The 23,124-nt window shown below is 64.9% G+C and carries 24 protein-coding genes, 1 tRNA gene and 1 pseudogene; 14 read left to right on the plus strand and 12 right to left on the minus strand.

What is annotated here, in order from left to right; genetic code table 11:
• The first annotated feature begins 1 nt into the window (after window position 1).
• Window positions 2–775, plus strand: coding sequence for a histidine utilization transcriptional repressor HutC (gene hutC, locus DYQ94_RS02735; RefSeq protein ID WP_164738875.1), 774 nt, complete (start codon window positions 2–4; stop codon window positions 773–775).
• 41 nt (window positions 776–816) lie between these two features.
• On the opposite strand, the gene DYQ94_RS02740 is transcribed toward hutC, so the two are convergent.
• The 3 genes from DYQ94_RS02740 to DYQ94_RS02750 all read right to left on the minus strand — a co-directional run bounded on the left by DYQ94_RS02740 (window position 817) and on the right by DYQ94_RS02750 (window position 3,067).
• On the minus strand, window positions 817–1,821 hold the full coding sequence (locus tag DYQ94_RS02740; RefSeq protein WP_160954986.1) for a restriction endonuclease: 1,005 nt from the start codon (window positions 1,819–1,821) through the stop codon (window positions 817–819).
• Between the two features lie 232 nt (window positions 1,822–2,053).
• Complete coding sequence (locus tag DYQ94_RS02745; RefSeq protein ID WP_126965606.1) at window positions 2,054–2,608, minus strand: phasin family protein; 555 nt, start codon at window positions 2,606–2,608, stop codon at window positions 2,054–2,056.
• Window positions 2,609–2,791: 183 nt separating this feature from the next.
• The gene (locus DYQ94_RS02750) at window positions 2,792–3,067 is read right to left on the minus strand and encodes a polyhydroxyalkanoic acid system family protein (RefSeq protein ID WP_026064847.1); all 276 of its coding nucleotides are present in this window, start codon (window positions 3,065–3,067) and stop codon (window positions 2,792–2,794) included.
• Window positions 3,068–3,240: 173 nt separating this feature from the next.
• Between DYQ94_RS02750 and DYQ94_RS02755 the strand changes: the two genes are divergently transcribed.
• Window positions 3,241–4,050: an FHA domain-containing protein gene (locus tag DYQ94_RS02755; RefSeq protein ID WP_065032371.1), complete on the plus strand. Its 810-nt coding sequence runs from the start codon at window positions 3,241–3,243 to the stop codon at window positions 4,048–4,050.
• Here DYQ94_RS02755 and msrQ read toward each other — a convergent pair.
• Window positions 3,992–4,648: a protein-methionine-sulfoxide reductase heme-binding subunit MsrQ gene (msrQ, locus tag DYQ94_RS02760; RefSeq protein ID WP_065032370.1), complete on the minus strand. Its 657-nt coding sequence runs from the start codon at window positions 4,646–4,648 to the stop codon at window positions 3,992–3,994. The two genes, DYQ94_RS02755 and msrQ, sit on opposite strands and share 59 nt — an antisense overlap.
• Before the next feature lie 130 nt (window positions 4,649–4,778).
• Complete coding sequence (msrP, locus tag DYQ94_RS02765) at window positions 4,779–5,747, minus strand: protein-methionine-sulfoxide reductase catalytic subunit MsrP (protein WP_160954985.1); 969 nt, start codon at window positions 5,745–5,747, stop codon at window positions 4,779–4,781.
• Between the two features lie 178 nt (window positions 5,748–5,925).
• Between msrP and serC the strand changes: the two genes are divergently transcribed.
• From serC to aroA, 3 genes are all read left to right on the plus strand, one after another.
• Complete coding sequence (serC, locus tag DYQ94_RS02770) at window positions 5,926–7,011, plus strand: phosphoserine transaminase (RefSeq protein WP_039514318.1); 1,086 nt, start codon at window positions 5,926–5,928, stop codon at window positions 7,009–7,011.
• Window positions 7,012–7,078: 67 nt separating this feature from the next.
• Window positions 7,079–8,281 carry a prephenate dehydratase gene (pheA, locus tag DYQ94_RS02775; RefSeq protein WP_126965607.1) on the plus strand — a complete coding sequence of 401 codons (1,203 nt, stop codon included), beginning with the start codon at window positions 7,079–7,081 and terminating at the stop codon, window positions 8,279–8,281.
• Window positions 8,282–8,408: 127 nt separating this feature from the next.
• Window positions 8,409–9,722, plus strand: a complete 1,314-nt coding sequence (aroA, locus tag DYQ94_RS02780; protein ID WP_126965608.1) for a 3-phosphoshikimate 1-carboxyvinyltransferase — start codon at window positions 8,409–8,411, stop codon at window positions 9,720–9,722.
• Window positions 9,723–9,893: 171 nt separating this feature from the next.
• On the opposite strand, the gene DYQ94_RS02785 is transcribed toward aroA, so the two are convergent.
• Together DYQ94_RS02785 and DYQ94_RS02790 are read right to left on the minus strand one after the other, a co-directional pair.
• Window positions 9,894–10,361, minus strand: a complete 468-nt coding sequence (locus tag DYQ94_RS02785) for an energy transducer TonB (protein ID WP_065032393.1) — start codon at window positions 10,359–10,361, stop codon at window positions 9,894–9,896.
• A 349-nt stretch (window positions 10,362–10,710) separates the two neighbouring features.
• Window positions 10,711–11,373, minus strand: a complete 663-nt coding sequence (locus tag DYQ94_RS02790; protein ID WP_039520685.1) for an energy transducer TonB — start codon at window positions 11,371–11,373, stop codon at window positions 10,711–10,713.
• 111 nt (window positions 11,374–11,484) lie between these two features.
• On the opposite strand from DYQ94_RS02790, the gene serS reads away from it, so the two are divergent.
• From serS to DYQ94_RS02825, 7 genes and pseudogenes are all read left to right on the plus strand, one after another.
• Complete coding sequence (gene serS, locus DYQ94_RS02795) at window positions 11,485–12,765, plus strand: serine--tRNA ligase (protein ID WP_102252232.1); 1,281 nt, start codon at window positions 11,485–11,487, stop codon at window positions 12,763–12,765.
• A gap of 465 nt (window positions 12,766–13,230) precedes the next feature.
• Complete coding sequence (locus DYQ94_RS02800; protein ID WP_016903391.1) at window positions 13,231–14,247, plus strand: LysR family transcriptional regulator; 1,017 nt, start codon at window positions 13,231–13,233, stop codon at window positions 14,245–14,247.
• Window positions 14,248–14,584: 337 nt separating this feature from the next.
• Window positions 14,585–14,674 (plus strand) — tRNA-Ser (locus tag DYQ94_RS02805).
• A gap of 428 nt (window positions 14,675–15,102) precedes the next feature.
• Window positions 15,103–15,848 (plus strand): annotated as a pseudogene (locus tag DYQ94_RS02810) (hypothetical protein).
• Window positions 15,849–16,241: 393 nt separating this feature from the next.
• The gene (locus DYQ94_RS02815) at window positions 16,242–16,421 is read left to right on the plus strand and encodes a hypothetical protein (RefSeq protein ID WP_237474941.1); all 180 of its coding nucleotides are present in this window, start codon (window positions 16,242–16,244) and stop codon (window positions 16,419–16,421) included.
• Window positions 16,422–16,533: 112 nt separating this feature from the next.
• On the plus strand, window positions 16,534–17,319 hold the full coding sequence (locus DYQ94_RS02820) for a catalase family protein (protein WP_237474940.1): 786 nt from the start codon (window positions 16,534–16,536) through the stop codon (window positions 17,317–17,319).
• 307 nt (window positions 17,320–17,626) lie between these two features.
• The gene (locus DYQ94_RS02825) at window positions 17,627–19,420 is read left to right on the plus strand and encodes a methyl-accepting chemotaxis protein (RefSeq protein WP_024940175.1); all 1,794 of its coding nucleotides are present in this window, start codon (window positions 17,627–17,629) and stop codon (window positions 19,418–19,420) included.
• A 137-nt stretch (window positions 19,421–19,557) separates the two neighbouring features.
• On the opposite strand, the gene DYQ94_RS02830 is transcribed toward DYQ94_RS02825, so the two are convergent.
• The 3 genes from DYQ94_RS02830 to DYQ94_RS02840 form a co-directional block, all read right to left on the minus strand.
• Window positions 19,558–19,932, minus strand: coding sequence for a nuclear transport factor 2 family protein (locus DYQ94_RS02830; protein ID WP_126965631.1), 375 nt, complete (start codon window positions 19,930–19,932; stop codon window positions 19,558–19,560).
• Window positions 19,933–20,055: 123 nt separating this feature from the next.
• Window positions 20,056–20,607 carry a CPBP family intramembrane glutamic endopeptidase gene (locus DYQ94_RS02835; RefSeq protein WP_126965662.1) on the minus strand — a complete coding sequence of 184 codons (552 nt, stop codon included), beginning with the start codon at window positions 20,605–20,607 and terminating at the stop codon, window positions 20,056–20,058.
• 342 nt (window positions 20,608–20,949) lie between these two features.
• Window positions 20,950–21,162, minus strand: coding sequence for a hypothetical protein (locus DYQ94_RS02840; RefSeq protein WP_167762737.1), 213 nt, complete (start codon window positions 21,160–21,162; stop codon window positions 20,950–20,952).
• Between the two features lie 150 nt (window positions 21,163–21,312).
• Here DYQ94_RS02840 and DYQ94_RS02845 point away from each other — a divergent pair, with 150 nt between their 5' ends.
• Window positions 21,313–21,705, plus strand: a complete 393-nt coding sequence (locus tag DYQ94_RS02845; RefSeq protein ID WP_374057720.1) for a hypothetical protein — start codon at window positions 21,313–21,315, stop codon at window positions 21,703–21,705.
• A 192-nt stretch (window positions 21,706–21,897) separates the two neighbouring features.
• Here the strand turns inward: DYQ94_RS02845 and DYQ94_RS02850 are convergent, their stop codons facing one another.
• Together DYQ94_RS02850 and DYQ94_RS02855 are read right to left on the minus strand one after the other, a co-directional pair.
• Complete coding sequence (locus DYQ94_RS02850) at window positions 21,898–22,167, minus strand: carboxymuconolactone decarboxylase family protein (RefSeq protein ID WP_215825199.1); 270 nt, start codon at window positions 22,165–22,167, stop codon at window positions 21,898–21,900.
• On the minus strand, window positions 22,095–22,328 hold the full coding sequence (locus tag DYQ94_RS02855) for a carboxymuconolactone decarboxylase family protein (protein ID WP_215825200.1): 234 nt from the start codon (window positions 22,326–22,328) through the stop codon (window positions 22,095–22,097). The genes DYQ94_RS02850 and DYQ94_RS02855 overlap by 73 nt, the downstream gene beginning before the upstream one ends.
• 219 nt (window positions 22,329–22,547) lie before the next feature.
• Between DYQ94_RS02855 and DYQ94_RS02860 the strand changes: the two genes are divergently transcribed.
• Window positions 22,548–23,114, plus strand: coding sequence for an aminotransferase class I/II-fold pyridoxal phosphate-dependent enzyme (locus tag DYQ94_RS02860; RefSeq protein WP_184429161.1), 567 nt, complete (start codon window positions 22,548–22,550; stop codon window positions 23,112–23,114).
• The last annotated feature ends 10 nt before the right edge of the window (window positions 23,115–23,124 follow it).

The raw sequence follows: 23,124 nt of genomic DNA on the forward strand, positions 1-23,124 counted from the left end.
GATGCGCGCACAATGCGGGTCTGACCGGAGACCTGTTTTGACCGCCACCCCCACCGCCGCGCCCGGCACCCTGCATCAACGCATCCGGCAGGATCTGGAACGCCGCATCCACAGTGGCGACTGGCCGCCCGGTCACCGGGTGCCGCCCGAGCACGAGCTGATGGCGCAATACGGCTGTTCGCGCATGACCGTGAACAAGGTACTCGGCCTGCTTGCCGATGCCGGCATGATCGAACGCCGGCGCCGCACCGGCTCGTTCGTGGCGCGCCCGCATCCGCATCTGGAGCAGGTCGCGTTGTCGATCCCCGACATCGAAGTGGAGATGACCGCGCGCGGCCACCTCTACCGGTTCGCGCTGCTGTCGCGTCGACTGCGCAGCCCGCGCCTGCGCGTGCCGCAGGAGCGCGCCCTGGGCAGCAGCGGCAAGGTGCTGGCGCTGGAAAGCGTGCACCTGGCAGACGGCCGCCCGTTCGCGCTGGAGCAGCGGGTGATCGACATCACCACCGTGTCCGAGGCATTGCTGCAGGCGTTCACCGACGTGGCGCCGGGCAGTTGGTTGTTGCGCAACGTGCCGTGGACGCGCGCCGAGCACCGCATCAGCGCCGTCAATGCGGACGCCGCGCAAGCCGAACGCCTGCAGGTGGACGATGGCGCGGCCTGCCTGGTCATCGACCGCCACACCTGGCGCGGCGACCAGCCGGTCACCTATGTGCGGCAGCTGTTCCTGGGCGGATCCTACGACCTGGTTGCGCGGTTCGCACCGGGAATGCGCTGACCCTCAAGCCTCGCGCGCAGGCGCATGGGGCGATGCGTGAATCAGATCGTCGTGCACTGCCGCCAGCGCACCGCTTCGTCCACGCCGGGGCGCGGATTGAGTTGCACGCGCACGGTGCGCAGGTAGGGATAGCGCTGCAGTTCGCGGCAGATCAACGGCCACGCCGCCGCATCGTCAACCGAGCGATCCACCGCCAGCGTTGCCTGGGTGATCCAGATGCCGCGCACCAGGCCGGGCGTCTGTGCCAGCGCCTTGGACACCTCGCGCTGATAGCCCTGCATGGTTGCCGCATCCGGTTCGGCATCGCCTGCCAGTGGCGTCGATGCAGGCGGCGCCGCTGATGGCGGCGCGGCCTGCGGCGAGCTTGTGCCCTGCTGTGGGGGTGTTGCGGCGACCGCTGCGGCAGCGCCTGGGGCGGCCACCACCGCTGCCTGCTGCGCAGGCGCAGGTGGCTGCACCGGTTGCAAGGCCAGCACCGCGACTAGCGCCAGGGTCGCCAGCGCTGCACCGGCAATAAGGCTGTGACGGATCGCGCGACGGCGCGCCATGCCGACCACGCCGGTTTCCACATCGCCCGGCAGATACGGTTTGAGCAAGGGCCACAGGCGCACGCCATCCAGCACTTCGATGGACTGCTTCTCGGCGGCCGCCAGGCCTTCGCGTTCCATGCGGCCCTCGGTCACCATCACGCCGCCGCCCGCGCCGGCCAGCCGCGCCATCGCCCCCAGCTCGTTCACCGCTGCCACGCCGATGCGGTAGCCGCGCCCGTGCTTGCAGGCCACCAGGCGCGTGCCGTGCTCGGTCTGCATCATGAAGTCGGCCGTCGGCAGGCCGTCCTGCGGCACCTGCGTGGGTTGCCAGCCGCGTTGCTCCTGCAGCATGCGCTGCACCACGGCGGAAAAGTCGCGCCAGTGCATCGCCGCCAAGGCACGCACGCCCTCGCTGGTTTCGTTGGCACGGCGGCGCACCAGCCACACATACGCACACACTCCCAGCCAGAGCAGCAGGGAAGCCACAAGCGCCACAATCCAGGAAGGCATGAGCATCAAGCGAAGGTATGGAACGTATGACGAAGCGGTACGCCTAGAAGAATCTTTCGCCGCAGATTCGTCAATGGATCGCGAGCGGCGATACCACGCACCGTGATCCAGATAGCGAAAGACCCGCCAGTCCGAAGCCGTGAGGGGAGGGGAGCAAACGGACTTCGTATTACAGGACTGGCGGGTCCTTCCCGATTGTCTAAAAAATCATGCTGCTTTGCAACATCATCGGGCCGGCTTATTCACCATCGAATGCAGCATTGTTGGGACTGGAGCTGCCGCCGGCCGAGCCCGCGCCGGTGGTTTCGCTGCTGGCAGCCTGTGCGGCCTGATTGGCGGTGCGGTTGGCGCGCTTGGTCGCGGCAGTATTGGCGCGCACCTGGGCCTTGAGCGATTCCACCTCGCGACGCAGGTTTTCCAGTTCGTCCTGCTCGGGGATGTTGAGCGTGCGCAGCACGCCCTTGACGCGTTCGTCGAAGGCCTTGCCCAGCTTGTCCCAGCCGCGCACCGCAGTGTCGCGTGCCTGTTCGAACTGGGTTTCCACCTCTTCGCGCAGCTCATCGACGCTTTCGGCCGCCTTGCGCTGGCCGCTGCGCTCGTAGGCTGCGCCTTCGCGCACAAGCGAATCGAACAACTTGCCACCCTCGCTCTGCACCCTTCCCAGCGCACCGAGCCCGGCTAGCCACACCGTCTGCGCCGATTCGCCGAGCCGGCGCGAAATCTGTTCCGCCTGCGCCTGGAAGCCGTGCGCCGCATCGTCGCGCTTGCCGTTCTGATCGTATCCGGTCGTCATGGAATGCTCCTGTGGGTTGCCAAAGTGACGTTGCCTTCACCCTAGTCCCGGCACTGCATCGAGCAGGTGAAGCACGTCCAGAGCATCCGCCTGCCAAGGGCCGTGCGGGTGACTTGTCGCTGAAGCACCGGTGCGGTCGGGCTCTGGCAAGGCGATCAGGCCCGGACCAGCGACACGGCATGCTCAGGCGAGTTTTTCGGCCAGCAGGCGACGGATCTCCGACTCCACCATCGGCTGCATCGCCGACAACAGGAAGCCGAGCTCGGCGGTGACATGTACCTGCTGCGGCAGCAGGGTGATTGCCCCATCCACGCCAGCCCGCGCGATGCGCAAGGTATCGCCTTCCCAGTGCGAGGCGACGCCATAGCGATCGGTCAACTTGCGCGCCGCCGCGTCGATCGCTGCGCGGGCCTGGGCCGGCGACAAGGCATGGTCGTGGCGGATATCGATGCTGGACATGGGTTCCATGGGGAAGACGAAAGAAGCGTGCATTGTGCGCATGCGCGAGCCAGGCTCCAAGTGCGGCGCGCGTGTGGCCGAGCAGCGACGCACCTCGGTGCCGTACCTGCGTCGGCCGGACGCCGGTCACATTGTTGGCCGCGGCGCGGGGCAAACCTGCTAGGCTGCGGCGGGTGCGCGATCTGCAAGTTCATTTCACCCACCGGCAGCAGCCGGATCATTCCCTCAAGCCCGGCGTCCACCGGATCGTCCGCCATGCCTCTGGCAGTGTGCGGGTGGTTGCCGATGCGCAGGGAGCGTTGCTGTTGGCGCAGTTCTGCCTGGACCAGCGCGGGCTTTGGCTGCAGGTGGCCAACGGGATCCGCGGCATCCACGTCAACGGACGTCCGGTGCGGCGCATGGCGCTGTTGCGCCCCGGCGATGCGATCTACGCCGACGGCGTGGAGATGCTGCTGCGCAGTGCGCCGTCGAGCGCGCCGGCCAACGACGTTGCAGACGACGATGCCGGCCTGAGCGAGGTCTGCCTGTTGTTACGCGGGCTGGGCGGACGCCATCACGGGCGCAGCTTCACCCTGGACCGCTCACGCCTGGTCGGCAGCGACCCGGCGGCGGACATCGTCATCGACGACCCAGCCTTCGCCGCGCAGCACGCGCGTCTGGAACGCCACGGCGACCGCGTGCTGATCCGCGACCTGGGTTCGGAAGAAGGCAGCTGGATCAACGGCGTGCAGGTGCGCGACGGCTGGCTGCAGGCCGGCGACCAGGTGGTGTTTGATGCCCGCCATCGCTTTGTCGTGGAGGTGCCGCGCACCCATCACGGCACCACCTGGGACCTTCCCGAGTCGGAGCCGTTGCCGCCACCACGCGCGCCCGGCGAACCGGCACGTGCGCCTGTCAAAGTGGCGCGCTGGCCGTGGCTGCTGCTCAGCGCGGTGTTGCTGGCGGCGGCGTTGAGCGCCTTGCTGTGGTTCGGCGCGCGCTGAGTTTCTTCCAGATCCGCCAGCCCAACAGCACCGCCAGAATGCCGGCATATAGCGCCGGTTCGCGGATGTCGGATTTCACCAGCCACCAGAAATGCAGTACCGCCAGCAAGCCGATCGGGTAGATCAGCATGTGCAGGCGGCCCCAGTTGCGCTTGAGCCGCCGCATCCAGCCCTGGGTGGAGGTGATCGCCAGCGGCACCAGCAGCAGCCATGCCGCAAAGCCGACCGTGATGTAGGGGCGCTTGAGGATCTCCTCGAAGATCTGCGTCCAGAAGCCGCGCAGATCCAGGCTCAGGTAGGCCGCCAGATGCACGCTGGCGTAGAAGAATGCGTACAGCCCGAGCATGCGCCGGAATCGGATCAGCGTCGCCTGGCCGGTGAGCTGGCGCAGCGGCGTGATCGCCAGGGTGATCAACAGGAAGCGCAGCGCCCACAGCCCGGTGCGGTGCTCGATTTCGGCCACCGGATCGGCGCCCAGCGCATCGCTGCCGGTTTGCCATACCTGCCAGAACTGCCAGCCGAGCAAGGCGATCGGGGTCAGCGCGGCGACATGCACCAGGGTCTTGGCGGCGATCAGGGATGCGGAGGTCTTGGCCATGCGATCTCGAAGAAGGGAGCGATGCCGCGCGGGCATCAACATACATCGTAGGAGCGCACCCGGGCGCGACTGGCATTCCTGGTAACGCCCGTCGCGCCCGGGTGCGCTCCTACGCGGGGGACATCACTGCCTAGAACCACTTCTTCAGGTCCATCCCCGCGTACAGCGAGGCGACCTGGTCCGCATAGCCGTTGAACGGCTTGGTCGCGATGCGCTCGGCGAACAACTTGCTCGCGGTGCCGGCGATCCGGCGCTCGGTCTTCTGGCTCCAGCGTGGGTGATCCACCGCCGGATTGACGTTGGAAAAGAAGCCGTACTCGGACGGCTGCAGATCGTGCCACGCGGTTTCGGGCATCTTCTCGACAAAGCGGATTTCCACGATCGACTTGATGCTTTTGAAGCCGTACTTCCACGGCACCACCAGCCGCAGCGGCGCGCCGTTCTGCTGCGGCAGCGGCTTGCCGTACAGGCCGGTGGCCAGCAGGGTCAGCGGATGCATCGCTTCGTCGATGCGCAGGCCCTCGCGGTACGGCCAGTTGATCGAGCGGTAGCGCACGCCGGGCATCTGCTGCGGATCAGCCAGCGTGGTGAATGCCACGTACTTGGCCTTGGAGGTCGGCGCGAAGCGCTTGAGCACCTCGCCGAGCGGCACGCCCGTCCACGGAATCACCATCGACCAGCCTTCCACGCAGCGCAGCCGGTAGATGCGTTCCTCCGCGCTGATGCCCTTGAGCAACTCGTCCAGCGACAGACTGCCGGGCTTTTCGCATTCGCCGCTGACCTTCACCGACCACGGCGACAGCTTCAGGGTCTTGGCGGCTTTGGACGGGTCGGTCTTGTCGGTGCCGAACTCGTAGAAGTTGTTGTAGCTGGTGACGTCTTCCAGCCGGGTCAGTTCCTCGGCGGTACGGAAGCCGCTGCGCGCCTGCGCCGGGGTCACCACGGTCTTGGGCGGAGGCGGCGGATCGGCCTCGGCGCAGCCGGCCACGCCCAGCGCCGGGGTCAGCGCAAACAGCTGCAGCAGCCGGCGTCGGTCGCGGTAGACGGCCTCATGGGTGATCTCGCTGGACGGCGTCTTCAAGACATCGCGAAGGGACATGGCTCGCTCCTGACAGTGGCTACTGATGAGAATACCGGACCATGGTGATGACGCTGCCGATGGCCTACGCAAACCATACGTCGCCATGGGTGAGAAGGATGCACATGCAACTTTTCTGCAACGCTGCCAAGGCCGGTGCGCTGCGGCATACTAGAAGGCTAGCTCGCCAAGGTGTGCCATGACACGCGCGTTCAATTTCAGTGCCGGCCCTGCGACATTGCCGGAATCGGTCCTGCGCCAGGCGCAGGAAGAGATGGTCGAGTGGAACGGCGTCGGCGCCTCGATCGTGGAAATCAGCCACCGCAGCGCCGATTTCATGGCCGTGGCGGCCGCGGCCGAAGCCGATCTGCGCACCCTGTTGTCGATTCCCGACGATTACGCGGTGCTGTTCACCGCCGGTGGCGCCACCACCATCCAGGCGCTGCTGCCGCTGAATTTCGCCGCACCCGGCCAGGCCGCCGACTACGTGATCACCGGCCACTGGGGCAAGACCGCGATCAAGCAGGCGGCCACCTATGTGGATGCGCGCATTGCCGCAGACGGCCAGGCGGGCGGCTTCACCGACATTCCGCCGGTGGCCAGCTGGACCTTGTCGCCGCACTCGGCCTACGTACACATCACCGCCAACGAAACCATCCACGGCGTCGAGTTCCGCGACACCCCGGCAGTGGGCACGCTGCCGCTGTTCGCCGATTTCAGTTCGTCGATCGCCTCCGAGCCACTGGATGTCTCGCGCTACGGTCTGATCTATGCCGGCGCGCAGAAGAATCTGGGCCCGGTCGGGATCTCGGTGCTGATCGTGCGGCGCGAGTTACTCGAACGCGCCGGCCAGCCGCGCGCGGACATCTTCAACTACGCCTCGCATGCCGCCCGCGATTCGATGCTCAACACGCCGCCGACCTGGAACTGGTATCTGCTCGGACTCACCGTGAAGTGGATGCTGGAGCAGGGCGGGGTGGACGAGTTCGCCCGCCGCAACGCCGAAAAGGCCGCGCTGGTGTATGGCGCGATCGACGGCTCCGGCGGGTTCTATCGCAACCTGGTCAAGCCGGCGGTGCGTTCGCGCATGAACATCCCGTTCTTCCTGGCCGACGAGCAGCTGGATGCGTTGTTCGTCAGCGAATCCAAGGCAGCCGGTCTGTTGGCGCTGAAGGGGCACAAGGCGGTCGGCGGCATTCGCGCGTCCTTGTACAACGCGATGCCGGTGGCGGGCGCGCAGGCGCTGGCGAGCTTCATGCACGACTTCCAGCAGCGTCACGGCTGAGTCTTTCATTCGACCGCGGCGCGTGCCGCGCAGGCGCATGCGCCGCAATTTCAAGGAATGCCGAGCGATGGCTCCCAAGTCCAGCAAGCCCAGTGCCGCCACCGGCGGCAAGACCAAACCGGCAGGCAAGTCCGCCGCCAAGTCCGCGGCCAACGCCTCAGACAAGCGCGCGACCAAGCCGGCCACGGCTGCGCCGGTGCTGGCCGATGTGCGCGCCAAGATCGACGAGATCGACCGCACCATCCAGGCGTTGATCGCCGAACGCGCCAACTTTGCCCACCAGGTCGGCAAGGCCAAGGGCAAGCTCGCCGCAGCGGTGGATTACTACCGGCCCGAGCGCGAGGCGCAGGTGCTGCGCATGGTGGTGGACCGCAACGAGGGCCCGCTCAGCGATGAAGTGCTGGTGCACGTGTACCGCGAAATCATGTCCGCGTGCCTGGCCCAGCAGGAGCCGTTGAAGATCGGCTATCTCGGCCCGGAAGGCACCTTCAGCCAGCAGGCGGTGCTCAAGCACTTCGGCCGTTCGGCAGTCGGCCTGCCGATGGCAACCATCGAGGAAGTGTTCCAGGAAGTGGAAGCCGGCAATGCCGATTTCGGCGTGGTGCCGGTGGAAAATTCCGGCCAGGGCACCATCCAGGTCACCCTGGACATGTTCCTGACTTCCAACCTGAAAATCTGTGGCGAAGTCGAGCTGCGCGTGCATCAGTACCTGCTCTCGCGCAACGGCCGGCTGGAAGACATCGAGCGCATCTACGCGCATTCGCAGTCGTTTGCGCAGACCGCCGGTTGGCTGCGTTCGCACCTGCCTAAGGTCGAGAAGATCGCCGTCTCCAGCAATGCCGAAGGCGCACGCCGCGCCCGCAATGCCGAGGATGCCGCGGCGATCGGCGGCGAGAGCGCCGCGCATGTGTATGGCTTGAAGAAAGTCATCATGAAGTCGATCGAAGACGACGACGACAACACCACGCGTTTTCTGGTGATCGGCCGGCAGATCTTCCCCACCTCCGGGCATGACCGCACCTCGGTGCTGGTGTTCATCCACGACAAGCCAGGTGCGTTGTTCGACGTGCTCAGCCCGTTCGCGCGGCATGGCATCAGCATGAACCGCATCGAGTCGCGTCCCTCGCACCAGGCCAAGTGGGAATACGGCTTCTTCATCGACCTGGCCGGCCACGTGGAAGACGAGGCGATGAAGCAGGCGCTGGCCGAACTGGAAGTGCACTCGGCGCAGATCAAGGTGCTGGGCTCGTACCCGGTCGCCATTCCCTGAGCGCCGGGCGTCACGCCAGCGCCGTCCTGACAGGCGCGTCGTCACCGGCCGAGGTGACGGCAGCGCCACGACACTCTTCAACGCGCATCGCCGCACAGGGCGATGCCGCAGCAATCGGATCACACGCATGAGCAGCAGCACGCACCACTGGATCGCCCGGCAGGGCAGCGCATTGCAGGGCAGCCTGGCCATTCCCGGCGACAAGTCGGTCTCGCACCGCGCGGTGATGTTCGCCGCGCTGGCCGATGGCGTCTCGCAGATCGACGGCTTTCTCGAAGGCGAAGACACGCGCTCTACCGCGGCCATTTTCGCCCAGCTCGGTGTGCGCATCGACACGCCGTCGGCGTCGCAGCGCATCGTGCACGGCGTCGGCGTGGATGGCCTGCAGCCGCCCAGCCAGGCGCTGGACTGTGGCAACGCCGGCACCGGCATGCGTCTGCTCGCCGGCCTGCTGGCGGCGCAGCTTTTCGATAGCGAGTTGGTCGGCGATGCGTCGCTGTCCAAGCGCCCGATGCGGCGCGTGACCGGCCCGCTGGCACAAATGGGCGCGCGCATCGACACCGAGGACGACGGCACCCCGCCTCTGCGTGTGCATGGTGGTCAGGCCTTGCATGGCATTGACTTCGTCTCGCCGGTGGCCAGTGCGCAGGTCAAATCCGCGGTGTTGCTGGCGGGCCTGTATGCGCAGGGAGAGACGTCGGTCAGCGAGCCGCATCCCACCCGCGATTACACCGAGCGCATGTTGTCTGCGTTTGGTGTGGAAATCGATTTCTCGCCCGGCAAGGCGCGGTTGCGCGGTGGTCAGCGTCTGCGCGCCACCGATATCGCGGTGCCTGCGGATTTTTCATCGGCGGCGTTCTTCATCGTGGCAGCCAGCATCATTCCCGGTTCGGACGTGCTGCTGCGTGCGGTGGGCCTGAATCCACGTCGCACCGGGTTGCTGGCGGCACTGCGGCTGATGGGCGCGGATATCGCCGAAGAACGTCATGCCGAACATGGTGGCGAGCCGGTGGCCGATCTGCGCGTGCGCTACGCGCCGTTGCGGGGCGCACAGATTCCCGAAGCGCTGGTGCCGGACATGATCGACGAATTCCCGGCGCTGTTCGTGGCCGCCGCTGCCGCAACCGGGCAGACGGTGGTCACCGGCGCTGCCGAACTGCGGGTCAAGGAGTCCGACCGCCTTGCAGCCATGGCCACCGGGCTGCGCGCGCTGGGCGTGCGTGTGGACGAAACCCCGGATGGCGCCACCATTCACGGCGGCAGCGTCGGCAGCGGCGTGATCGAAAGCCATGGCGACCACCGCATCGCGATGGCGTTTGCCATTGCCGGGCAGCTGTCCACCGGCAGTGTGCGGGTCAATGACGTGGCCAATGTCGCAACCTCGTTTCCGGGCTTCGACAGCCTGGCGCGGGGCGCCGGTTTCGGGCTTGAAACGGCGTGAGTAGTGAAACGGCTTCGGTAGGAAAGACGGCAGTTCTCTTGCTGGTTGAGGACTGCTCTTCGGATGAGGAGCGGTCGACCAAAGGCGTCGTAACGCCTGTCAGTCGACGCTTGGATACCGCATTACAGCCAGCACGGCGCCACTGCGATCCGACTTGGTTGATGATCCCGCTCAGTGCTCGGCGGTGAACTCCACCGGCACCTGCACGCTGCTGACGACGGCGTGGCCATCGCGGGTGGCTGGCTCGAAACGCCACTGACGCAAGCTGTCCATCACCGCTGCATCCAGGCGCGGGTCATTGCTGCCGCTGCGATCGACGATGCTCACATCGCTCACCCGGCCTTGCACGTCCAGCTGCAGTCGCGCGGTGCGGCTGCCTGCGATCCCGGCCTGCGCGATGTCCGACGGGTAGCTCGGCACCGCATTGCCCGGCAGCGGAATCGCTTCTTGGGTGCTGATCGCCGCGCGCGCGGGTTGGTGCGCGATCATGGTCATCGCACGCGGACCCTCCGAGGTCGGCAGGATCTGGCGACTGGCCGCAGGCGCGGGGCGCGTGTCGGTCGCAAACGATTCATCGCTATGGCGGGCCCACCACCAGGTCGGCACCACCACCAGCAACGCCAGCAGGGTCGCCCACAGCCATGGCGAGGCGCCGTCGGCCGTGTCGTCGCCCACGCGGTCTTGCGCATGCACGGGGCGCTGCGGCAGTGCCTGGGTAGGGTGTGACGAAGGATTGGAGATGAAGGACATGGCCGGCCTCCTGGCGCATCTTTGGGATGACGTGGCCAGTCTGGTCGGCCTTGCCTGAGGGCCAGCTAAGGCAGGGCGCTCGGGAAGGTTTAAACGGCGGTAGACATTCAGCTTGGTCAAGCCGAGTCGGGGGCTGGTTCGCCCCGCCTTGTCCGGTTAACGCGCAGTGGTGTTCGTCGATTGCGGCAGTCTGGCCGCCGTCGTGTGCGGTGCGCACGACGCGGCGTATCGGCGGGGCTTACTGCGCCGGCTTGAACTCGAACGGGATATCCAGACTGCCGGCAATCGGCTGGCCGTTGCGCTGCGCCGGATGGAAGCGCCAGTGACGCACCGCTTCCATCGCGGCGCGGTCCAGATCGCGCGAGCCGCTGCGTTGCACCAGCGTCACCCCGCCCGGATTGCCCGCCGCGTCCACGTCCACCCGCACCACCACATCGCCGGCATCGCCGCGACGCAGGGCAGCCGAGGGATAGCGCGGCGGCGGCATCTGGCCCTGCATCGGCACCGGGCGATCTCCGCCTGCAGCCGCCGCGGTGTTTGCCGGTGCTGCGCCCGGCGCGCCGGGAACCGCGTCCTCCGGCAAGGGCGTCGGCGCGGGCGGGGCTGGCGGTGCAGTTTCCACCAGTGTCGGGGTTTCTTCGGGTGGTTTGGCCTGTGGCATGTCGCTGGCGCCGTCCTGGGCCGGCAGCGGCGCGGGCAGCGGCTGGATGTTGTCGTCGGCCTGCGCACCCGCAGCCGGTTGCGCCGGCGAGGCCTTGTAGAAGTCGTCCTTGCGGCCGGTGGCCCACACCAGCAGGAACAGCAGCAGGCCGGCAACGAAGGCGATACCGGCAATTTTCAGGGTGTGGCGGGGCAGTCGCAGGACAATCTGCCGATCGGACGCAGGGCGGGGCGCGGGCATAGGGCTCACCTGAAGGATCGGGCCAATTCTGGCATAGCGGCGGTGAATCGATCGCAGCAGGTGGCGGAACAGGCGATAATCTCGCGCTTCCTACCGACACACAGACTCCCGATGCTAGATCCGGCCCTGCTTCGCCAACATCCCGCCGACCTTGCCGAGCGCCTGCGCAGCACGCGCAGTTTCTCCCTGGACACCGCGGAACTGGAGTCGCTGGAAAGCGAGCGCAAGCGCATCCAGGTGCGCACGCAGGAGTTGCAGAGTCAGCGCAACTCCAAGTCCAAGGCGATCGGGCAGGCCAAGGCCAAGGGCGAGGATGTCACTGCGCTGATGGCCGAAGTGGCCGGTTTCGGCGATGAGCTCAAGGCCTCCGAAGACGCGTTGGAGGTGATTCGCGCCAAGCTGGAGACCATCGCGCTGGGCCTGCCCAATCTGCCGGCCGACGACGTGCCGCAGGGCAAGGACGAGAGCGAGAATGTCGAGCAGTCGCGCTGGGGCACGCCGCGCCAGTTCGACTTCCCAGTCAAGGACCATGTGGAACTCGGTGCACCGCACGGCTGGTTGGACGGCGAGACTGCCGCCAAGCTGTCGGGTGCGCGTTTCACTGTGCTGCGCGGGCCGGTCGCGCGGCTGCACCGCGCGCTGGCGCAATTCATGCTCGACCTGCATGTCGGCGAGCATGGCTATGAAGAAACCAACGTGCCGCTGCTGGTCAATGCCGAATCGATGCGCGGCACCGGGCAACTGCCCAAATTCGAGGACGACCTGTTTCAGACCGAAGTGGGCGAGTCGCGCCGCTATCTGATCCCCACCTCGGAAGTGCCGCTGACCAATATCGTGCGCGACGAAATCGTCGATGCCGAGCGTCTGCCATTGCGCATGACCGCGCATTCGATGTGCTTCCGCGCCGAAGCCGGCAGCGGTGGCCGCGACACGCGCGGCATGATCCGCCAGCACCAGTTCGAAAAAGTCGAACTGGTCACCGCCTGCGCACCGGAACACAGCGATGCCGAGCATCAGCGCATGACCCGCTGCGCCGAAGTGGTGCTGGAAAAACTCGGCCTGCCGTATCGCAAGGTGCTGCTGTGCACCGGCGACATGGGCTTCTCGGCGATCAAGACCTACGATCTGGAGGTGTGGCTGCCGTCGCAGGACACCTACCGCGAGATTTCGTCGTGCTCGAACTGCGGCGATTTCCAGGCGCGGCGCATGCATGCGCGCTGGCGCAACCCGGCCAGCGGCAAGCCGGAGCTGCTGCACACACTCAACGGCTCCGGCACTGCCGTGGGACGCGCGATGATCGCGGTGATGGAGAACTACCAGAACGCCGACGGCTCGATCGATGTGCCCGAGGTGCTGCGTCCATACATGGGCGGGCTCGAGCGGATCGGATAAGAGCGGCGGAGGCTCCGGCTGCGCGGTGTCCAGGCGGGCGCGGCCGATGCCTGGAATGGGCGTGTATCTTCATGCGCGATTTCGGGCAGGCAGGCAGCCTCGACTGGCGACTGCCAGCTCCGGCTCGCTCGTCAGCCTTGTTGAGCGTGTTGCTCGCGCGGCCGCTCAGCTGCCCAGGTTGCGATGGCGTAGCTGTTAGACATATTGATCAAGAACGGGGCCGTCACTGGCCCCGTTTGCATTTTCATGGAGCATGGCCTGTTGCGGCGCCTGGAAGACCCCGGCGGATCTAGCGAGCGCTACCTGCCGACATCTGTGCCGGGTGCTTGGCGTCGCTTTGGTAAAAAAGATGAAGCTCCATGCGCAAGAGTTCGATGGTCTGGCTGCAAGGAACTACATTTCTGATGTATCAGGTCGTTGCTCTGCTGGAATAAAGGTGATTAAATGTCACTTATCGTTCTATCCATGGATGCCTGCGCCATGCACGACCTGAATGACCTGTACTACTTCGCGATGGTGGTGGACCACGGCGGCTTCGCCGCGGCCGAGCGTGCGCTCGGGATCCCCAAGTCGCGCCTGAGCCGTCGTATCAGCCAGCTCGAAACGGATCTTGGCGTGCGCCTGCTGCAGCGCTCCACGCGCCGCTTTGCGGTCACCGACGTCGGCACCAGCGTGCATCGGCACGCGCAGACCATGCTGGCCGAAGCCCAGGCCGCGCGCGAGGTGGTGGATCGTCTCAGTGCCGAGCCGCGCGGTCTTGTACGTGTGAGCGTTCCGGTCTCGCTGGCGCAGATCCAGCTGCCCAAGCTGTTGCCGGAATTCCTGGCCAAGTACCCCAAGGTGCGGCTGCAGCTCAACATCAGCAATCGCCGCGTCGACGTCATCAACGAGGGCTACGACATCGCGCTGCGCGTGCGATCGCGCCTGGACGACGACGGCAGCCTGGTGATGCGCAGCTTTGGCCAGGTGCAGGAGTTGCTGGTGGCCAGCCCCAAATACCTGGACCGCGCCGGGCGTCCCAAGGACCCGAGCGAGCTGGCCAACCACACCACCATGAGCACCAGCGAAGACGAAGCGCACCAGCGCTGGGAACTGCACGGCCCCAACGGCGAGATGCGCCGCGTGGACCTGCAGCCGCGTCTGGCCGGCTTCGATTTCCCGTTGCTGCAGTCGATGGCGCGCGATGGCTTCGGCATCACCATGCTGCCGGAAACCGTGTGCGCCCAGGCAGTGCGCAGCGGCGAGCTGGAAGTGGTGCTGCCGCACTGGTCGCTGCCGCAAGGCATCTGCCACGCGGTGTTCGCCTCGCGCCGCGGCCTGCTGCCGGCGGTGCGGGTGTTCATCGACTTCCTGGCCGAGCACCTGCCGCAGGAAATTGAGCGTTCGCGCCTTGATTGCGGCGGCAACTGCGCCGAGCTGGCCGAAAAGCTCAAGCGTGCGGCCGCGACCGCACCGCGCCTGGCCGTGGCGGAAGCCGGCTGAGCGCTTTGCCTGTTCGTGGCTGAAGCCGGCCAAGCGCTGCGCCTGGTCGTCGAGGTCCTGGTTGTCGACGTTGGCACATCAGCGCTGCGCCGCCTGGCAAGGCCGCGTCGTCGGGAACGCTGCGTACCTGGCAAGCGGAACCGCTTTGCAAAGCCTGGCAGCTCGGCAAGACGCAGCGCTTAGCAAAGCGCGTCCGGGCATGCGAGAATGCGCGCCCGGGAGCAATCCCGGGTCGATGGCAGCGCGCAATGCGGCGTCCATCGACATGCGTCACCCGCATCGCGCGTGGCGCAGGCGTGATCACCCGACACCTTCGGCGGTCACGCAAGGCAGCATCGGAGAGATGGCCGAGCGGTTTAAGGCACCGGTCTTGAAAACCGGCGAAGGGTCAAACCTTCCGTGGGTTCGAATCCCACTCTCTCCGCCATACGTCGCTGGAGCACTAAGGCGCCCGATTTTTTCAAGACCCGCCGATTCGTCCCATCTCCTGTCCCATACTCGGCGCCGCGGTCTTTTCGTCATCGCGGTCACTGAGTTGTCGAGCCGTGGACAGCCGGAGGGTTTCTTCAGGGCACTGCGGTGTGTTGATGCCTGCTCGCGTGTGTTGGGGCTTGAAGTGTGTGTCATCCGATCGCCGGGCGGCGATCAGCGACGTTCATGCCCATCGTATGAATCAGGCGCGGGGCAGCCGCCAACCGATGCGGCCAACGCGTGTGCAAATCTCTGCCGTCTGTCTCGGCGCAGCAGCTGATTTATGGCCATCATCTGCTCGCCGTCCCCGCGATCGCTGCGGCCATTGCCGGGTAGCGCCGGGACGGCCTTTTCACTTGGTCAAATTCGCCATGGGGGCTTCCAATGTCTGCTCGACATCATCGTCTGCGTCGCATCTTTCGCATGATTTCGGCGCTCGCGCTTTGCCTGGTGCTGCCTGCAGCACCGGCTGCTGCGGCTGACAGCATTCCGCCTGGGGATTGGCGCGGAATCCTGTCCACCCGCGGCGGCACCGGGCCGGCTTATGTCGTTCTGAGAGCGCGTGCAGCAGGAGCCGATGGCATGCAGGGTGCGGACCTGCGATTCGGGCCCCCGTTCAATTGCGCACTGGAGCTGCGTGCGCAAGCAGACGATTACGCGCTGCAGTCGCGCAATGGTGGCAAGTTCTGCGATGCGCTCTCCGGCGGGCGTGCCCAGCTCCAGGCAGGGGATGGGATGGCATCAGGCATTCAGCTCACGCTGCTGGGTCGCGAGGCGCCGCTTGTCATTGCCCTGGACCAGAAGGCCGATGCAGCGTTGACCGAAGCAGGGCGCTGGCGCTCAAACGGCCTGACGTCGGCGCAGCTGGACCTGGTGGCGACGGCGGTCCGGCCGGGTGATGTGGTCGGTCGCCTGCGCTATGGCGCTCCTCGGGACTGCCAAGTGGAATTGCGCTATGCTGGCATGAGGCAGGTGCTTTGACTGCCTGGATCGGTGCCAACAATGGAGGCTACTGCCGGGGGCTCAGCGACAGCCAAGCCAGGATGCAGATGGGTCCGGATGGCAGCGCCGTGCTTTCGCTGCTCTTGCATGGTCAACGCGATATGGTGTCGTTTGAGCGAGTGCCCTGACCTCGGTGCAGGTGCAGGCTGCCAGTGCGACAACACCGCCGTCTTTCAAACGGTGATTACTGTGTGTTGGTGTGCTGATGGGAGTTAAGCCTTGCGGCAGCGAACGAGGAAAAACATCAGGGGCGTGGACTGGCTATAAATTGTTCATGAAATGAGCAAGATCAGCCGCCTGCGAGGACTGCCGCGGGTTTCTCCAACGAAGCGGCAGCTTCGGCCAGAAAAGCGAAAGGAATGCCGGGCGTGGGCTGCATCGCCCGTCTATTAGCCATTGCCATTGCAACGGCAGGCCAGAGTAGGCGTGCGGCCCTCGACGAGTGACTGCCTACGGCTTCGACGGAGCGTAAACAGCGGGTGTAGCACATTGGCCTGACCAGCCATAAAGCCAGGAACCCCATGAACGCGCCCGTCGAATATCGCCCCGATCTGGAAACGCCCAGCGTCAGTGAGCAGGAAACCATTCGCTCGCTGGAAGCGCTGTTCGTCGACATGGCAACAACCGTGGCGGAAAAGGAAGGGCACGCGCACCGCGCAGTCCATGCGAAAGGGCAGGGCCTGTTTACCGCCAGGCTTTAGCGTATTCAACGATCTGCCTGAAGAGCTGCGACAAGGCCTGTTCGCAGGGCCTGGGCAATACGATGCTTACATCCGCCTGTCATCGCCACCTGCAGAACAACTGAGCGATGCTGTGTCGACTCCGCGTGCCCTGGCGTTGAAGGTGTTGGGTGTCAGCGGCGAGCGCGTCGAGGGCGGAGACGAGAAGCACAGCCAGGATTTCTTGATGGTCAATGGCCCTTCCTTCGCCACCCCCGGTCCCGACGGGTTCTTGCGTAATTTCCGGGTGCTGGCGACGACCACGGAAAAGGCGCCGGGCGCCAAGGCGGCGCTTTCAAAAGTGCTTCGGGGTGTCGAACACACGCTTGAAAAGATCGGTGGGGGAAGCGGCAGCATCAAGCAGATGGGCGGACAGCCGCAGGTTCATCCGCTGGGCGAGACGTTTTTCTCGCAGGTGCCGTACCTCTACGGGCGTTACATCGCCAAGTTCTCGCTGGCGCCGGTGTCCAGCAATCTCGTTGAACTCGATGGGCAGGAAGTTGGCGACTCGCCGGATGCGCAGCGCGAGGCCGTCCATCACGCCATCAGCACCCTGGACAGCCCGGCCGAGTGGGAGTTGCGCGTGCAGCTGTGCCGGGATGTGGAAAAGATGCCGGTCGAAGATGCGTCGATAGAGTGGCCGCAATCCATCAGCCCCTTTGTGGCGGTCGCGCGCGTGGTGGTCGAGCGCCAGGCCGGTTGGGACGGAGAGAACTCGCAGCAGCTGGAAGACCGCATCGCCTTCTCGCCGTGGCATGCCTTGGCCGCTCACCGGCCGCTGGGCGCCATCAACCGGGCGCGCCGTATCGTGATGGCAGCCTCGCGCCGATTCCGCTCCGAGTTCAATCGCTGCCCGATCCATGAACCGACTGGCGTCTAGCTGCTCCTGCTGCGTGCCCGTGTCGTGCAGCACGCCTGTATCCGGGGGGCCGGAGTGCCCCTGGATCGCAGCTGCCAGGCGAGGATTTTGATCAGTCGTTGAGCGACTGCGTCGACTCGCGTGGCATGCCAGGGTGACCGCCGCTGCGTTTGGCGAGGAGTAGCAGAAGCGGACTCGATCCACCGGGACTGCTGCTGTCTAGCTGAATGCTCGACTCACCCAGGGTGATGGATCGGGAAAGGACCATCAAGAACGACCGATCGCTGCCGCTAGGGACGCATCCCCAACGCAAGCAGCAGAGGCCGCTATGTTTTTCTCCGACAGCCACAAGGTGGACGCACTGACCAAGGCGGTTGATGCCACGTTGAAAGGTGGCAGTGCGCAGTGGCCCAACAACGGATCGGCTCTGCTGCTCAAGAAAATGGCTGAGCGTTTGTATGCGGCCCAGCAGGAGCGTGACCTGGCCAAGGCCGAGGCGGAAGACGCGACCACCGCGTTGCGCCATCTGGAGGGCCGTTTCGATCTGGTCGCCAGTGGTACGACCGACGGGCTCTGGGATATTGGTGTCATTGCCGGGGATCCCAGCCACCCCGACAGCCCGGTGTGGTGGTCGCCGCAGATGCGTCGGCTGCTGGGCTTTGCCTCTGAACAGGATTTTCCCAATGTCCTGGACAGTTGGGTCGCATGCCTGCACCCGGATGACAAGCAGCCGACGCTGGATGCCTTTGCGGCGCACCTTGCCGATCGCAGCGGTCGAACCCCTTACGACGTGGAAAACCGCCTGCGTCTGAAGTCCGGCGAATATCGCTGGTTCCGCGCATTTGGCACTACCGAGCGCGATGCACAGGGCTTGCCGCTCCGGGTGGCGGGTTCGCTCACCGACATCACCGAGCGTCGCGCGCGGGAGCAGTTCCTCGACATCACGCTGACGCGCTTCGAGCTCGGCTCGCAGATGCTCAGCGACGGCTTGTGGGACATGAGCGTGATCGCGGGTGACCCGATCAATCCGAACAACGAATTCTGGTGGTCGCAGCAGTTCCGCCATCTGCTCGGCTTCGAGTCCGAGCAGGACTTCCCCAACGTGCTCGATAGCTGGGCGTCACGGCTGCACCCGGAAGACAAGGAGCGTTCTTTGAACGCGTTCGCGGCGCATTTGAACGACCGCAGTGGCCGCACCAACTTCGATATCGAGTATCGCCTGCAGCTCAAGAACGGCCAGTACCGCTGGTTCCGCGCACGCGGCCTGACCAAGCGCGCTGCCGATGGCACGCCGTTGCGCGCGGTTGGAGCATTGATGGACGTGGAAGCCGGGCGTCAGCTGGGCGAGGTGGCAAATACGCTCAGCAGTGCGGCAGGCGATATCGTGCGCAGCAACGATGACCTGTCGCGGCGCACGGAGCAGCAGGCGGCGGCGCTCGAGGAGACTGCAAGCTCCATGGAGGAGATGACCAGCATCGTTCGCAAGAACGCCGAAGGTGCGCGTCAGGCCAATTCGCTGGCGAGCAAGGCCGCAGAGACCGCGTTGCATGGCGGTGAGCTGGTCAATGGTGTCGTCAGCACCATGGCGGCAATCCAGGCGTCGTCGCGGAAGATCGGCGAAATCATCACCGTCATCGATGGCATCGCGTTCCAGACCAATATCCTTGCCTTGAACGCTGCCGTGGAAGCGGCGCGGGCTGGCGAGCAGGGGCGTGGCTTTGCGGTCGTCGCGTCCGAGGTACGCAGCCTCGCGCAGCGCTGCACCATGGCGGCCAAGGAGATCCGCGACCTGATCGCCGATTCGGGTGCGAAGGTGGGGCAGGGCGCGGAGCAGGTCAACGTGGCGGGCAAGGCCATGGAAGAACTGCTTTCCTCGGTGCGGCAGGTCAACGACATCATGAGCGGCATTGCCGCGGCCAGTCATGAGCAGAGCGCTGGCATCGAGCAGATCAATCAAACCATCTCGCAGATGGATGCAGCGACCCAGCAAAACTCCGCTCTGGTTGACACCATGGCATCGTCGGCCCGCGCACTTGAGGATCAGGCGACGGCGTTGGTGGAGAGTGTTGCCAACAGCTCACGCAGCGCCTCCGGCAAGACGAAGCTCGCATTGGCTGCATAACGCGTGTAGCCAGTGCCGCCCTGTGACCTGGTAATGCCGGCAAGCAGGGCGGTGCACTGGAAACCAGAATGCGTTCAATGGCTTTTCTACGCTCGGCCTGAAAAGGCGCCCGGTCTAGGCCGATCGCCTGAAATGTTTCATCGAGCAGGTGCGGTGTCGATGCGTGCGCCGGTCGCGAATGAGGCTCTCTGGATTTTTCCGTCGACCACCTCGTAGAGGCATAGCATCTCAACAAGGCCGATCCCGTCAGGAAAGTTGCGGGTGATGCGCTCTGCGTCGGCGACGATGTTGCCGACGACGGTCCGCGACAACAGCTGCGCATGCAGGTCCGGCTCTTGAAAGCGGGCCAGAAACCGCTCGCGAAGCATGGCATGTCCCTTGGCCAGCTGTGGTCCGTGCAAGGTGTAATGCTCGGCATCGTCAGCATAGGTGGCCAGCAAGGCGTCGATATCCTTGGCGTTGTAGGCGTCTAGCTGCGCTTGAACGATCGAGAGCAGGCTATCGGTGGTCATGTCTGGACAGTCTGCTCATGCAGCGGAGGGCAAGGCGCTATCGTCCAGCATCCGTGGATGACGTGACAAGGATTTGTTGGCAGTGAGGCACACCGAAGCAAGCGGGGTCCTGGTAGGTACTTGCTAATACCAACCCAGATACAGCGTCGCAATGCCCCAGGTGTCGACCAAGCCATGCGCCAGGATCATCGCCCAGAGGTTGCGCCGTGATCGCAGGTAGACATAGCCGAACAACACGCCGACAAGCCCGGTCAGCAGCACCCCCGAGATGCCTTGGGTCAGGTGCATCGCGCCAAACAGGGCTCCCCCTGCCACTGCCGCCATCACGCGTCCGCCACGATGGCGGCCCAGCAGGTGATCGAGGTGGTGCATCAGGAACGCACGGAAGACCAGTTCCTCGCCAAGCGCCGCGCTGAGCCAGGCGCCGCCTGCCAGGTGGGCGGCCGCGTTGACGTTGCCAAGCAGTGCGCCGTAGCCGCTGTAGTCGGCCTTGGTCCCGGTCAGCGCATCGATCAGCGGTTGCACGAACGGATTGATGACGCCGATGACCAGCGCGAGCAGCAGCAGCGTCCAGCCGAGCAAGGCGCGAGACGACTGAGGCTTTAATCCGCAGGCACTCAGCGAGCGCGTTTCCAGCCAGACCAGGACAATCCCTAGAATGCCGACAAGCGGCATCCGCCAGGGAAACTGCACCCAGCGGTAGTGCGCCAGTGCGAGGATGACGGCGATTGCTGCGATGCGTGCCAGAGGATGTCCCAGTGCAGGAATGCCCGGGCGGGGATGTGCGCTTGAGGAGCCTTGTTGAAACATGCTGGACGAAGGATCGAGTGGGTCCTCGAACGGTAACCACGGGAGCGGCAAGCGTCCTGTGCCAGAGGGCATGGGTTGCTGACTGCGACGATGGAAAGACATGCGCTGTTTCAGGCGCTCGACCGTGATCCGCACATTGAAGTGGGGCCGGCCGATGTCGCCGTGTGCGGTGAAGACGCTGCTGGCAGCGGCTGATTTCAATATTCATCACTGATGGTTTGCATTGAGTTCAAGCAATGTCTGCATCAGCCCAGTTTTCAGTTGGCAGCTGCTCCACGCTCTCATTTCATTTTCTGGTGGTGGCTGGGGATTCGTTTCAGGTTGGACTGCACATCGCTTCGAAGTGACGATGTCCTTGGTGCCTTCGCCATCCGGCTTGAGTTGCCTGATCACAGCTTGAGCATTGATTGCCGGGCTCAACGTCAGCTGGTATCGATCATCGACCAACCAGCGTGGTTTCGTCCTGGCATGCATCTCTTCAAGCCATGGTTCTACGTTGCAGAAACTAGGTTAGCTAGTGGTAACCGCTGACGTCTGTCATGCAGTGCTCTGCTTGAACTCGGCATCACCTTGCTTGTTCAGCTGTGTTTGCGCCGACTGGCAAAACGCACCACCAAGGACATGTGGATCCGGATACGCTATGCGCTTCCCACAGCGTTGTTGAAAGGTATGGAGCAGTTGAACGAGCAATGGATGACAGCGGTTGTGGATGCCTTGAGCGACCTGCAGGCAGCAAGGGTGGCGCAGGGCGCGGTGCTTGAGGCCCTGGTTGCTTCGCATCCATCCCCGGTGCTGCTGATGCGTTGTTGGGATCGCCTTTCCTCCTCCTTGGTTGCGACCGTTTCGCAACACAAGGCCTCCTCGACAATGGCAAAGCCGATCGAGGCGTATACGCTTGAGCAGTTGGCAGCGTGGACGGATCGAATGGAGCGCTGTTTTCCCCAGGCCAGAGGGCAATCCTAGCCTGGGCTACTGCAAGGCAGCGCTTGCCATCCCGCTCGATGCACGGCACCTGGCCATCCAGTGCGTAGCGTAGTCATACGCCGCGCCTGGATCAGCGAAGGCAACAATGAGCAGCCGCCAGCAATGCTGCGTGCTGGCGCCGGACGCTAGCCGGCCGTACAGAGCGGGCAGTCTGCATCGACGTGCTGGAGCTTACTGACGCATGCCAATCGCCAAACGATTGAATGCAGCCATCAGCGCGATGGCAAAACTCAGGTCAGCAATCTCGGCGTCACTGAAATGGGCTTTTAGAAGAGCAAAGTCATCGTCAGGGGCTCGGCTGTTTGCGATATCTGTCAATGACTCGGTCCACCCCAGGGCCACGCGCTCACGGTCGCTGAAATGCGGACTCACCCGCCACCCTGCCAGGCTGTCCAACTTGGCGTCGGGCATGCCGCCGGCGCGTAACGCAGCGGCGTGCATTTCCAGGCAGAAGGCGCGCCATTGAGTTGCGAAACGCGCAGGTAGACAAGTTCAATCAAGGGCTTGCCGAGGCTGCTCTTTTCCAGCGCCTTCTTGGTGATGCCAAATCCCTTATAGGCATCTGGAGATAGGGTTTGGTAAGGCAAACGAAGTGTGTTCACGCAGAATCCAGTCTTGAGTCAGTGGCAGCAAGCAGCCGTTGATCGGAGGGCAAACCCGCTGATGCTGCCGTTGCACCAATGAGGCCGCAGAACAGGGATGAGCGGCGAGCAATGTTCGGGTGCCCGGCGGAACTTCAGCCGCATCTTGTGCGACAACGCCTACTTTAGGAGACTGATGTCCCGGCTGGATGGGGCAAGAATTGAAGATTCGAGTAGGGCATGAGTGACAGGGGGCAGCGCGAGCCGGATACGGGGTCTTTCAGCAAGGTGCTTTTCCCTGGTCTACGCCTGGCCTATCTGGTCGTCCCCAAGGCAAAGACCGAACGTTTCACCGATGCAGCCGGGCAGCTTGGCGGCGTGGGATCCTTCGTGTCACAGGCCACGGTCGCCGAGTTCATGGAGCAAGGGCACTTCTCCCGTCACTTGCGCAGGATGCGCGTGCTCTACAGTCAGCGGCGCAGCTATTTGGTCGATGCGCTCAGCGATATCTTTGGCTCCCGCATGGCGATCCAGCCCCAGGCAGGCGGACTCCAGGTGTTGGCCTACCCCAGCACCGGGCAAAGCGATGCGCTGCTGGCGCAGGCCGCCCAAGCACACGGACTGCCACTCCAGGCATTGAGCAGGTGGCGAATGCGCCCCTCATCGTCGGGCGGTTTGCTGATGGGATTCTCAGGCTTTGCAACGCGAGAACAAGCGTATGCCTCGGTTCAACGGCTACGAGCAGCACTGGATGACGTGTGGGCGCCTGCAGGGCATCGCGTCCGTGCTGCATCGCCCCGGGCCTGAAGCACTTTGA

Source organism: Xanthomonas sp. LMG 8993, from assembly GCF_009835065.2.
GTDB lineage: Bacteria > Pseudomonadota > Gammaproteobacteria > Xanthomonadales > Xanthomonadaceae > Xanthomonas > Xanthomonas arboricola.

Bases quoted from the DNA above. Each gene is read 5' to 3' on its own strand.
- DYQ94_RS02800 (WP_016903391.1), top strand. From the start codon at position 13,231: ATGGATGCCTGCGCCATGCACGACCTGAATGACCTGTACTACTTCGCG.
- serS (WP_102252232.1), top strand. From the start codon at position 11,485: ATGCTAGATCCGGCCCTGCTTCGCCAACATCCCGCCGACCTTGCCGAG.
- aroA (WP_126965608.1), top strand. From the start codon at position 8,409: ATGAGCAGCAGCACGCACCACTGGATCGCCCGGCAGGGCAGCGCATTG.
- DYQ94_RS02850 (WP_215825199.1), bottom strand. From the start codon at position 22,167: ATGCACGCCGCTGCGTTACGCGCCGGCGGCATGCCCGACGCCAAGTTG.
- msrP (WP_160954985.1), bottom strand. From the start codon at position 5,747: ATGTCCCTTCGCGATGTCTTGAAGACGCCGTCCAGCGAGATCACCCAT.
- DYQ94_RS02825 (WP_024940175.1), top strand. From the start codon at position 17,627: ATGTTTTTCTCCGACAGCCACAAGGTGGACGCACTGACCAAGGCGGTT.
- DYQ94_RS02790 (WP_039520685.1), bottom strand. From the start codon at position 11,373: ATGCCCGCGCCCCGCCCTGCGTCCGATCGGCAGATTGTCCTGCGACTG.
- DYQ94_RS02815 (WP_237474941.1), top strand. From the start codon at position 16,242: ATGAACGCGCCCGTCGAATATCGCCCCGATCTGGAAACGCCCAGCGTC.
- DYQ94_RS02860 (WP_184429161.1), top strand. From the start codon at position 22,548: ATGAGTGACAGGGGGCAGCGCGAGCCGGATACGGGGTCTTTCAGCAAG.
- hutC (WP_164738875.1), top strand. From the start codon at position 2: ATGCGCGCACAATGCGGGTCTGACCGGAGACCTGTTTTGACCGCCACC.
- DYQ94_RS02830 (WP_126965631.1), bottom strand. From the start codon at position 19,932: ATGACCACCGATAGCCTGCTCTCGATCGTTCAAGCGCAGCTAGACGCC.
- serC (WP_039514318.1), top strand. From the start codon at position 5,926: ATGACACGCGCGTTCAATTTCAGTGCCGGCCCTGCGACATTGCCGGAA.
- DYQ94_RS02750 (WP_026064847.1), bottom strand. From the start codon at position 3,067: ATGTCCAGCATCGATATCCGCCACGACCATGCCTTGTCGCCGGCCCAG.
- pheA (WP_126965607.1), top strand. From the start codon at position 7,079: ATGGCTCCCAAGTCCAGCAAGCCCAGTGCCGCCACCGGCGGCAAGACC.
- msrQ (WP_065032370.1), bottom strand. From the start codon at position 4,648: ATGGCCAAGACCTCCGCATCCCTGATCGCCGCCAAGACCCTGGTGCAT.
- DYQ94_RS02835 (WP_126965662.1), bottom strand. From the start codon at position 20,607: ATGCCGCTTGTCGGCATTCTAGGGATTGTCCTGGTCTGGCTGGAAACG.
- DYQ94_RS02745 (WP_126965606.1), bottom strand. From the start codon at position 2,608: ATGACGACCGGATACGATCAGAACGGCAAGCGCGACGATGCGGCGCAC.
- DYQ94_RS02740 (WP_160954986.1), bottom strand. From the start codon at position 1,821: ATGCTCATGCCTTCCTGGATTGTGGCGCTTGTGGCTTCCCTGCTGCTC.